The organism is Candidatus Rhabdochlamydia sp. T3358, assembly GCF_901000775.1.
Taxonomy (GTDB): Bacteria; Chlamydiota; Chlamydiia; order Chlamydiales; family Rhabdochlamydiaceae; genus Rhabdochlamydia.
The window spans coordinates 37,458-49,123 of the sequence record NZ_CAAJGQ010000037.1; the positions used below are offsets into that span (position 1 = coordinate 37,458).

Consider the following 11,666-nt stretch of genomic DNA (forward strand, 5'->3'; position numbering starts at 1 on the left):
AGACTTGTTTTTCTATTGCTAGTCATGTAAAAGGTGGCTATGTTACAGCAAGCTCTACAAGATTTTCTTTGTTATCTCTCTTCTGAGAAAGGCCTTTCTCAGCATACTCTTCAAGCTTATGCTAGTGATCTAAAGGGATTCTTTCAGGTTTTAAAGCAGAGTAGTCTACAGCAAATTACAGAAGAAGATGTATTAGCCTTTGCACATAAACTGCAATTAAAAGGATATGCTAGTAGTTCTGTTTGCAGGATGCTGGTTAGCGTAAAGATTTTTTTACGTTTTTTATATAGAGAGGAGTTGATTAAAAACGAGATTGGGTTATCGATTGACGGGCCTAAAATATGGCAGCTGATACCCGATATTTTGACTTTTACAGAGGTAGAAAAACTCTTATTAGCCCCAGATCTTAATACCGAGATAGGTGCAAGAGATCGAGCAATCCTGCAGGTTATATACGCTTCGGGTTTACGTGTTTCAGAGATTTGTGGGCTAAATATACAAGATTTCTCCGATCACACGATTCGTGTAATAGGAAAAGGGAAAAAAGAAAGAATCGTTCCTGTTGCTAGCTCAGCTTTAGAAGCTGTAGATTATTATTTGCTCCATTACCGCCCATCTAATGCAAAGATAGAAGCATTGTTTATCAATACAAAACAAAAAAGAATTGATCGCTTCTCTATTTGGAAACAACTAAAAGCCTATGCAAAGCAAATAGGGATTACCAAGTCTATTTCACCACATACACTGCGGCATTCTTTTGCTACTCATCTATTAGAAAATGGGGCTGATTTGCGTGTTATTCAAGAATTGTTAGGGCATAGTAGCATTGCAACAACAGACCGTTATACACACTTGAGCAATAAGCATGTCATAGAAGCCTTTCAGAGTTATCATCCAAGGCCTTGAAGCTTTCTTTTAGAGATTTTTTATAGATATTTAAACTTTCTTCTTTAATGTAAATTTATTTTGCGTATGATTTGCCCCTTCAGATTGTAAAGAAGTGGGAATAATGCCTCAGATTGATCTAAAAGATATAGTTACTGCGCCTTTTAGAAGTAACTCCCCTAGAGTCTTCATGAGATATTTCTTTCTACTACTATTCCTGGTTCCTACCCTTATTTATGCAAAAAGCAATCAAGAAAAATGCACAAAGGTCTATAATAAAGGGTTTTTTGAATGGAATCGACATAATGAACTGATCGAAGATTTCAAAAGACTTGAGTCAAAAGATAAAGAATCTGGCATTTATATTCTAGATGAAGCTATGGCCTGTTGTAGACGAGCTAGAGAGCGGTATGACTATATTTTAAAAGATATGGCAACTCGATCTAAATCAGAGAGAAAAGAGAAGTGGCGTGTTCAGTTAAAAAAAGCATGTAAGCAAAATAAAGACAACATCAACGCTGAAATCGATCACATACAAACGGCTATTCATCAAATTCGCTCAAATAGTGCTATAAACAAAGCTCATGTTCTCTACCAAGAGAGTGGACAAAAAGCAGCTCTTGCAAATACCAAAAGTCAAGATTGTCCAAGAAACCTGAATAATATCGATACAGTGGTTGCATCTCTTAATGAGGCAGCTCAGCTCTACGAGCAAGCTGCAATGATTGCAGAAGAAGCCCTTACTCTTATTGAGTCTTTTTCTTATGAGGCAGATAAAGATACTTTAAAGCAGGTTGTGCAAACCTATCAGCAGATGGCTGATAAACATAAAAAAGAAGCGGCCCAGTGGCCTGCATCTGTCATTGCTCAAAAAATAGCCTTAAAAAATCAAGTGTCAACCCTTAAAGAAGACAGCAGGCTTTTTGAAGAAAAAGGACTAAAGCGCAGCTCTTACGAATTACAAAAACAAGCGGTGCCCATTTTAGAGCAGCTCATAGAGAGCGGTTTAAACGACGAAGAGCATCTTTTTCAAGAAGAGCTTTCACAGCTAAAAAACTGTATTGCCCTTTTTGAGAAAGAGGCCGATAGCAGTCGCTTAACAGAAAGCGCTCCCCTGCTATCAACGGAAGAATTTAGAGCAAAAGAAGACAAGAGAAGAGAGATTTTCTTTAAGAACAATGTAAGCTTAAAACCTAGTGTTCTCCATCAAACATTGCAGAATGCATCTCGACCCTTTGCTATTGCTTTGGATGGGCAGACAGGAAAGAAGAAGAAATTTACTCTCTATACAGAACAATTTTATCGTTTTTTAGTGCAAAGTAATACACCCGTTTCTCATCTGCTTGTTAAAGTCTGCAAAAAAGGGGAAGTTCTCTATGAAGAGAAAATAACCCTTCCTCTTAAAAATACCATGAGTTGGGAGCGTTACCTCACAACAGATGGACTGGTTTTCATTCCAGAGACAAAGCTAAAGAGTGAATTTGGAATCGACTTGCGTCTAAACTTTATCTGCGATCCCCATTGCAATTTTTCCCTAATTATTGCACAAAAAAGCTCTCATTCTGGCTACCAGTTATCTATCTCTTTAGATGAAGAAGAACCTCTTTATGAATGCAATCTTTTAGAGCCTCCTCCTTGGCAATTAGGAGCTCTTCTCAAGCCATCTCCGCCAAATGCAGATAGACCTATTGGAAAAACCCACCCTTCTTTAACTATTGATAAAAGTGAAGTTAGTAAGCAACAGATAGATTCTCTCTCTTTTCCAGTCCTTGATCAACTTGTAGAAGATCTCAAAGGGGACCCTTTGTTGCTAGCTCAATATGTCTATCATGAAATAGCTCTTGTAGATCCCTTTTTACGAGAAGAAAATGGAATTCTTCAAGCCCCCGGCATTCAGAGAAACCCTTATATGACCTATCTAGAGCAAGCAGGCTCTGCTTGGGAACAATGCCAACTTCTTGTCTACCTTTTACGAAAAGCAGGATACCAAGCAAGCTATGTTATGGGAGATCCTTACCCTCTTCCTAAAGCATTTGTTGAGAAAATGCTTTTTACAAGACTTTCCAATGAGCAGCAAGAAGCCCTTCTTCAATATCCATGGGTTATTTTTTCTGATGGAAAAGAAGTCGTTTCCCTCTTTCCTTGGATGAAAGAAACACAGATTAGCGAAGGCTATGATTTGTACAATTTCATGCCAGAAGAATATGCAAGCGCGGATCGCTGGATTTTACGCTATTTGAAAAGTGATGAAAGAATTTTAAAGCATATTGGGCCTGATAAAGATGACACGGCCGCTGTGCTTTTTTCCCGCTTTGTTGAAGAAGAGCTTAGAAAACAGGGACTTTCTTTAGCCGATATGGGTATCCATCGCACTTTATTTAAAAAACAATTTGCTTCGTGGAGTGATTTCCCACGTCCCAAAATTAAGGGAAAGTATCAAATTTTTGATTTTTTAGATAACAGACCAGAGCTCTTTGCCTCTGTTGTAGTAGAAATCTTTTCTCAGAGCAATCCACAGAAATACTTATCACAGACTCTGTCTCTTGCAAGCTTGAACTGTTCTACCATTACCCTTTGGTTTTCACTTAAGGAAGCCAATAATCATCGTCTCCATGTGCAGCTAATAGGGGAGTCTGAGGAGCGCTTTTTGGATCTAGATCCAACAGATCATCAAATCAATGTTAAAATCAGTTATACTATTCCTATAGGATCTGATGGTAATCATGCTATTCAAAGTCTTTCTATGGCTAAAGGCACAACCGCAGCTCTTTGTTTTCATTCTGGAAGCGTAAGCCCAAAGAAGACACTGCAATTTCACCAGCAATTTTCCTCAGAAAAAGCAGAGAGAAAACGTCTACATGCTCTTCTGTCCTTTGTAGGTGCCTCCTATTTTGAAAAATGCGCTCGAGCAGAAGAGCTCCTAGCAGCTCTTCACAAAGTCAATCCTACAACCGTATTTACTTTTGGGCTTGTAAAGTTATCATCCGATAATGCAGAGCAAGACTTGATGATGCCTCAAGTTGATATGTTTTGCATGAATTCTCAAGCAATCTTTAATCTTCATCCCCATATCTGGAATCAAGAGACCCACACGGCAAGAATGCAATTTGAAGCCCTTAAAATCGTTGATTCTTCTTCGAACGAGCATCAGATTTTACGTGAGGTTTTTAAAGACCCTTATCCCATTTCTACTGTTAAGCTTTTGCAGCTTGCCCATCAGCAGCAGCAGAAAAAAGGAAAGACAAAAGAAGGATTCTTAAGTTTTACTCCCTCCATTTTTGAAATAGCAGATAAATTACCAGAAGCTGCCCAAAGTCTTTATTTTTCTCATTTAAAAGAGGTAAATCTCCGCGATATAAAAGCCACATCTCCTGGACAATGGCATGCTATTAAAACCCTTTTCAATTCTGACACATTTTATAGCAATTGGGCTTATGCTTATATGACTCCAGGTATTACCCTAAGTCAAGATGGTACCTATAAAGAAATAGGAACCCTTATCCTATACCCTTATACGCAATATGCTTTGATCTCTCACAACAATTTCTTACTTCATGGAGGATTAGGCTCTCCCTTGCCACCTAGCTATTTTACTCCTTCTGCCATTAGAGATTGGCAGCTTGTTCCCATCAGTAACAGCTATACATTACAAGTACCTTTTCAAGGAACAGGGCTCATTTCTCCCATTCTTTCATCTCCAGGCACAACAAAATGGATCCCAGATGTCAGGCTAGAGCATAAATCTTTCTGGAATGCCGTTGGTGATCCTGTCGATGTAGTCACCGGGGCCTTTTACGTTGATGAAGTTGATCTTTCTTTACCAGGAGCCTTTCCCATAGAAATACGACGCAACTATAACAGTCAAAATCCTCTGCTTGGAGATTTTGGATGTGGATGGAAGTTAAACATAAACCCTTTCCTCATTGAGCAAGAAGGCAAATTGTATGCTGCTGAATCAGATGGTACTATCATCGCTTATAGCTTCAATAAAGAAACCTCTAGATGGGAAGTATTTCCAGAAGACAATCCAGATCTTTGCAACTTTAATCAAAAGGGGATAGGAGGCTATGCCAATCCTTTTCATGCCTATATTGAAAATGACGTTCTTTATGGATCAGATGGATCCAAACGGTTTTTTGAAGCAAGTCTTCTTAAAAAATGGATCAATACCAGAGGCAACACCCTCACATTTTCCTATAACGAAAACCGCCTATCACGCATAGAAAGCTCCAATGGGGATTTTTGCGGATTGCATTATAACCATGAAGGCAAGATCTCTGAGATCTATGCCAAAGACGGAAGAAGAGTCTCTTATGAGTATAATTCACAAGGAGATCTTATCAAAGTTGTCCTTCCCAATACAGCTGCTATTTGTTATGAATATGATAGATTTCATCGTATCATTCGTGAGACACGGCCCCATGGAAAAGTCTTAGAAAATATCTACGATGAGGAAGGAAGAGTCAAAGAACAACGATCGCCTATGGGCATCCAGCAGCAAATGATCACAACTGCAATATTTACTTATCAAGATGGTATCACAACCGCCACAGATGCAAGCGGAGGAACCACCACCTATAAGATTTTCCAAAAGCAGATTTATAAAGTTACAGATCCTCTAGGCTATCAAACCCTTCAATCTTGGTTTATAGATAAGCACTCATGGTTTGATCCTGAAACGGAGCAAATTATCGAATTCAATCAACCAGGAAGCGCTCCAAGAAGTTTAAAAACCTCAACAGATAAACGAGGGCTTACCACATATTACTTTTACGATAATAGAGGCAACGTGGAAGAAATTGGGTTTAAAGGAGATGATTTAACAGGAAACAAAGAATCATCACTTGTTAAAAAGCTCATCTATAATGCCCAAAACCTCTGCATACAAGAAGAAGTTTTAGACCAAAAAACCCTAATCTCTTACGATACGCTTTTCCCTTATTTAATTAAAAGAATCGAAAAATATCAGGCGAACATTTTGCTCTCTTATGTCGATTTAGAGTACAACACTCTTGGCCAAATAGAAAAAGAAGACCACTCTGGCGCTATAACCCTTTGGAAATATGAAACCCACGGTTTTCCCTATCAAAAAACCCAAATCACAGGAACAAATGATCCAGATATTAATACAATTTACTTTTACAACAATCAAGGGCAGTGTATACAAACAATTTCTGTAGAGGGAATCCAAGAGAACAATTACGACATCATGGGAAATGCAATCGAATCACTGACCCTTTCTTCTTCCGGTTCCTTGCTTTCCGCAACCTATATAGGCTACAACCTTAACAATGATCCCATTTGGAAACAAACAGCCAACTCCAAAAACACCCTTTATCTCGACTATCATGCTGCGGGTCTTCTTAAAGCTACAAGACAAAATTTACATGAGATTGCCTATACCCTTTACGAATATGATCCTAGAGGCTATCTGATTGAAGAGGTAGATTCTCGAGGCTATTGTACCTACCGTGATTATGATGCTTTGGGAAAAGTCACATGCGAAACAAAAGAAGGACTTTCCACTTTTTTCTCTTACGAGCCTGGTGGACTCCTTGAAACCATTACAACTCCTTCTGGAGCACAAACAACACGCCAATATACAACCAATGGACTCTTAAAAGAAGAAAGCTATCCAGATGGCACTAAAAGCTGTATCACCTACGATTTTTTTGGACGTCCTATCCTCGAAACAAAAAAAGGCATCTCATGGGGAATCAAATACGATGACCATAAAACCATACGCACTCATCTAGAAACAAAAGCCACAGAGATCCAGGAATTCGATGCAAGAGGCAACCTTATCCGATTCACAGATACTGCCGGATATGTTCACAAAAAAACCTATGACGCTCTTAATCGCCTAAAAACAGAAACCACTCCCAGTGGTGAACAAACCACCTGGAATTACCAAGGAGATACCGTTATCTGCACGCTGCCTAGCAAAGAACAAATAACTAAACGTTACGAAGCAGGCCGTATTATAGAGTCTAAAGTTACCAGTCTCCAGGGAATCCTCATCGCAAGCTCTAGCTTCCATTACGATCCTGAAACCGACCAACAAGAACTAGTGCAAGGAGAAGAAGTTACTACTACTTGGATAAATGCTCTTGGCCTTCCTATCAAAGTTCAAAAAGGAAGCATCATCACTACTTATAAATATGACATTTGTGGAAACTGCATAGCCTCCATCGATGCAGATGGAAGAGTCACCCGTCAAACATTTGACGGACTCTCTCGCATAACCCAAAAAGAATTACCCGATGGAAGCTGTTTTAAGTATGTCTATGATCTTGAGTCCAATCTCATCGAATATCACCTCCCTAACCTAGTCGTTTGGAAAGCTTCCTACGACTCGATGAATAGAAAATGTACTGAAGAAATCCAAGCAGACAGACAATCCTCCCAACGCTGGGAATTTACCTACGAAAATGGCTATCTCAAAAAAACCAAAGACCCCCTGCAGCGCACTCACACCTACCTTTATGACTCTCATGGCAGACTTGTCCAGAACGATGTCGCTGGATGGCACCGCAAGTATACCTACGATCCACGCGGATATCTTACCTCTGCAGAACAACTAAGAGATTCCTCGTGGCTTTCTAGCTGGATATATACACCAAATAACGAACACTCCTTAATTGAGCGTTCTTATGATTCTGACGGCCGCCTCATCTTAGAAGCCCTTTTTCTTAATTCTACCCTCATTCAGCAAACCCATCAAAAATGGAGACCCTCTAGTAGAACTTTAAAGACAGATGAACACCAACGCGATTTTACTTACCAAAATAACCAACTGATCCAAGTCTCCACACAAAACATCGATCTTACCTATACCTATGACTTAAGCTCAGCTCTAATCAGTAAAAACAATCGACTGATGACTACTAGCATTGATTATAACTCTTCCGCTCTTCCCAAAAGCATTTATACACAACTACCAGACAGCTCTTATCAAGAATCATTAGATTGGTACCCTTCAGGAAAGCTTTTCACCTATTTAGCACCTCAGCAACAAAAACAATTTACCTATAATGCTCAAGGATACTTAGAGTCTACAGGAACAGAAGAATATGCATTTGATTTTGCACAAACAGGTACAGGACTTCGCACAACAGCTCCAAACTGGCACGTTCCTCAAAATGGACTAGATGCCTTCGGTAAAATTACAACCGAAATAAGTAACAAAAAATCCCTCATAACTACTTATAACCCGATGGGACAAGTTACCTCTCATAACGAAAGACAATTTGAATGGGATCCATGGGGAAGACTCCTCAAAGTCACCGATAAAGCATTTACCTGGGAAGCATCTTACGATGCTTTAGGAAGAAGACTACAAACCCGTTACACTCCCTACAAAAGTGCTACCCTCACAACAACCTCACTATACGATCCCGAAGAAGAATTTCAAGAAATCGGAGTCAAATGCCAAGACAAGACCTTCTGGAAAATCTATGGACCCAACTCCTGCGATGCTATCAGTGATGAATCAGAAGCTGTTTTCCTGATCCACAACGCTCTAGGACAACTCGCTGGGGTAGTTACCGAACAACAAACTCGCTACACAGAAAACTTCCCCTCAGCCTATGGACCTACAGATTTTTCCATTCCCTCAGATCTACTTTCCTATGCCCAATCACTAACCTGGCATAGCAAAAGCCCAGATCCCACTAATCTGATCTGGATGGGAGAGAGATATTACGATGCCACCAGCGGGAGGTTCTTAAGCCCAGATCCCATTTCCTATCCCCTTTGTCTGGATCTTTACACCTATGCTAATGGAGACCCCATTAACTATATCGATCCTGATGGACGCTTTGCATCACAGGCATATCAAACAGTAAAACCTCTTCTGTATCCTTGTCAGCCTGGAATGACTGTAATGAATGGTGTTTTTGCTGTCTGTGCAAATATCGGTCTTACACGCTCCAGTCCCTTTGAAGTTGGCTCTTTTAACCTGTCTACAGGTGCTATAGGGTTTATCAATGGGATTAATAATAATAAAATGCAAGCTAGGCTAAGCGCACAACAATTAAGCCAGTATGCTCAAGGAGCCAAAATTTATGGCACCCATAATGCGACGAATTTCCCAGTAATCGATGTCTTTGAATGTGCAGCAGGACATATCGGATTTCATACACCACCGGTTCAACTTTTAAAGAACAAGTGGAAGCATCTCATTGCCTCCCATGGACCTCAAGCTAAGTTCTTAGAAATCTGCCACAGTGGAGGAGCAGATCATCTTAAAAATGCACTTTTGACATCTCCAGAATCGGTTCGACAACAGATCATTGCTTTAGCGATTGCACCTTCTGTCATTATTCCTAGAAGATTGTGTTTTCAATCGGATAACTATATTAGCAGACGAGACTTTGTTACTCATCTTGATTTTGATGGAAAGAGAAGATATGGCAATGAGTTACATGTATTAGAACCGCATCCCGATGCGAATAAATTTTGGGATCATGAGTTTTTGAGTCCTACTTTTAAAGATACTTTAGAACGCCACATCGTAGATTACGTTAAAAATTATGGAGGAAAAATATGAAATTGATTTTTACTTGTGGAGTGCTACTAGCTACATTGTCTTTTCTTTTTGGTTGTTCTTCTTTTTGGCATCCGTTGCCCGATTATGAAAAAATAGCAGATGATATTACAGAAAAGACGGCACAGAAATTAAAAGAAAAAAAAAATCTTTACCTGATAGGAACAGGTGGAAGAATGATGAATGATATCCAAGCAATGCACATGAGTTTTCATTTTTATCAGGAGGTAGATCTTAAAGAAGCTAGAGAGCTAGTTGTCTATGCAGTCAATGAATATTTATTGGACATTAATAACAATGAGGAAATAAGACCTTATCTTCATGAATATCCTTTTACTGCTCAGAATGTAGAGATAAGAATTTTTATTTATAAGCCAGATAGATCTAGACTTCCACCTGAAAAAATTTATTATATCGCATCTATTAATGGTGTACTTGAATATCATATTCGAGACTCTAATCCCTATCAAGCTATTCACGAGGAAACTTACGAAGAAGCATTAAAGTTGGTTAACAATGAAATGGGGAAGACTACTAAAAGTCACAGATAAAGCATTTACCAGGGAAGCATCTTACGATGCTTTAGGAAGAAGACTACAAACCCGTTACACTCCTTTTAACGGTGCAATAGGGTTTACTAATGGAATCAATAACAATCTATCTCAAGCCGTAGCAAGCGCACAACAATTAAGCCAGTATGCTCAAGGAGCCAAAATTTATGGCACCCATAATGCGACGAATTTCCCAGTAATCGATGTCTTTGAATGTGCAGCAGGACATATCGGATTTCATACACCACCGGTTCAACTTTTAAAGAACAAGTGGAAGCATCTCATTGCCTCCCATGGACCTCAAGCGAAGTTCTTAGAAATCTGCCACAGTGGAGGAGCTATCCATCTTAAAAATGCACTTTTGACATCTCCAGAATCAGTACGACAACAAATCATTGCTCTAGCAATTGCTCCTGCTGTCATTATTCCTAGAAGATTGTGCTTTCAATCGGATAACTATATTAGCAGACGAGACTTTGTTACTCATCTTGATTTTGATGGAAAGAGAAGGTATGGCAATGAGTTACATGTATTAGAACCGCATCCCGATGCAAAGGACTGGGATCATGAGTTTTTAAGTCCTACTTTTAAAGGTACAATTCAAGACCACATAAATAACTATCTAGAGAATTATGGAGGAAAAAGATGAAATTGATTTTTACTTGTGGGATGATGTTCTCTTTTCTTTTTGGTTGTTCTTCTTTTTGGCATCCGTTGCCCGATTATGAAAAAATAGCAGATGATATTACAGAAAAGACAGCACAGAAATTAAAAGGAAAAAAAAATCTTTACCTGATAGGAACAGGTGGAAGAATGATGAATGATATCCAAGCAATGCACATGAGTTTTCATTTTTATCAGGAGGTAGATCTTAAAAAGGCTAGAGAGCTAGTTGTCTATGCTGCCAATGAATATTTATTGGATATTAATAACAATGAGGAAATAAGACCTTATCTTCATGAATATCCTTTTACTGCTCAGAATGTGGAAATACACATTTGGATTTATAAGCCAGATAGACATAGACTTCCACCTGAAAAAATTTATTATATTTCTGCTATTAATGGAGTCCTTAGTTATTACATTCGAGGCTTAGAAGAATATTCTCGACAGGCCATTTGTAAAGAAACCTATGAAGAAGCTTTGCAATCTATCTTTTAAAGATCCTTTAGAACGCCATATCGTAGATTACGTTAAAAATTATGGAGGTAAAAAGTGAAGTTGTTTTTTACTTGTGGGGTGATGTTCTCTTTTCTTTTTGGTTGCTCTTCTTCTTGGTATTCATTGCCAGATTACGAAAAAATAGCAGATGATATTACAGAAAAGACAGCACAGAAATTAAAAGGAAAAAAAATCTTTACCTGATAGGAACAGGTGGAGGAATGATGAATGATATACAGATGATGGCAATGAGTTTTCATTTTTATCAGGAGGTAGATCTTAAAGAAGCTAGAGAGCTAGTTGTCTATGCAGTCAGTGAATATTTATTGGATATTAATAGCAATGAGGAAATAAAACCTTATCTTCATGAAGTTCCTTTTACTGCTCAGAATGTGGAAATACACATTTGGATTTATAAGCCAGATAGACATAGACTTCCACCTGAAAAAATTTATTATATTTCTGCTATTAATGGAGTCCTTAGTTATTACATTCGAGGCTTAGAAGAATATTCTCGACAG

General features: G+C 38.7%; 6 protein-coding genes and 1 pseudogene. All 7 read left to right on the forward strand.

From position 1 onward, the window contains the following. Positions 1-39 precede the first annotated feature (39 nt). Positions 40-906 (forward strand): site-specific tyrosine recombinase/integron integrase, encoded by an 867-nt coding sequence (gene xerA / locus RHTP_RS08685; protein ID WP_138107726.1) that lies wholly within the window; start codon positions 40-42, stop codon positions 904-906. Positions 907-1,075: 169 nt separating this feature from the next. Further along, a complete protein-coding gene (locus RHTP_RS08690; RefSeq protein WP_171005794.1) occupies positions 1,076-9,436 on the forward strand; it encodes a DUF6531 domain-containing protein in 8,361 nt (2,786 codons plus the stop codon). Then, positions 9,433-9,984: a hypothetical protein gene (locus RHTP_RS08695; protein WP_138107728.1), complete on the forward strand. Its 552-nt coding sequence runs from the start codon at positions 9,433-9,435 to the stop codon at positions 9,982-9,984. Before RHTP_RS08690 ends, RHTP_RS08695 begins: the two co-directional genes overlap by 4 nt. Next, complete coding sequence (locus RHTP_RS08700; RefSeq protein WP_138107729.1) at positions 9,950-10,633, forward strand: hypothetical protein; 684 nt, start codon at positions 9,950-9,952, stop codon at positions 10,631-10,633. Before RHTP_RS08695 ends, RHTP_RS08700 begins: the two co-directional genes overlap by 35 nt. Next, positions 10,630-11,145 carry a hypothetical protein gene (locus RHTP_RS08705; RefSeq protein ID WP_138107730.1) on the forward strand — a complete coding sequence of 172 codons (516 nt, stop codon included), beginning with the start codon at positions 10,630-10,632 and terminating at the stop codon, positions 11,143-11,145. The genes RHTP_RS08700 and RHTP_RS08705 overlap by 4 nt, the downstream gene beginning before the upstream one ends. A gap of 54 nt (positions 11,146-11,199) precedes the next feature. After that, positions 11,200-11,349, forward strand: coding sequence for a hypothetical protein (locus RHTP_RS08920; protein ID WP_212742877.1), 150 nt, complete (start codon positions 11,200-11,202; stop codon positions 11,347-11,349). 20 nt (positions 11,350-11,369) lie between these two features. Further along, positions 11,370-11,666 (forward strand): annotated as a pseudogene (locus RHTP_RS08710) (hypothetical protein); the annotation flags it as partial.

Coding starts and splice junctions, on each gene's coding strand:
- xerA (WP_138107726.1), top strand. CDS start 40: ATGTTACAGCAAGCTCTACAAGATTTTCTTTGTTATCTCTCTTCTGAG.
- RHTP_RS08690 (WP_171005794.1), top strand. CDS start 1,076: ATGAGATATTTCTTTCTACTACTATTCCTGGTTCCTACCCTTATTTAT.
- RHTP_RS08695 (WP_138107728.1), top strand. CDS start 9,433: ATGAAATTGATTTTTACTTGTGGAGTGCTACTAGCTACATTGTCTTTT.
- RHTP_RS08700 (WP_138107729.1), top strand. CDS start 9,950: ATGAAATGGGGAAGACTACTAAAAGTCACAGATAAAGCATTTACCAGG.
- RHTP_RS08705 (WP_138107730.1), top strand. CDS start 10,630: ATGAAATTGATTTTTACTTGTGGGATGATGTTCTCTTTTCTTTTTGGT.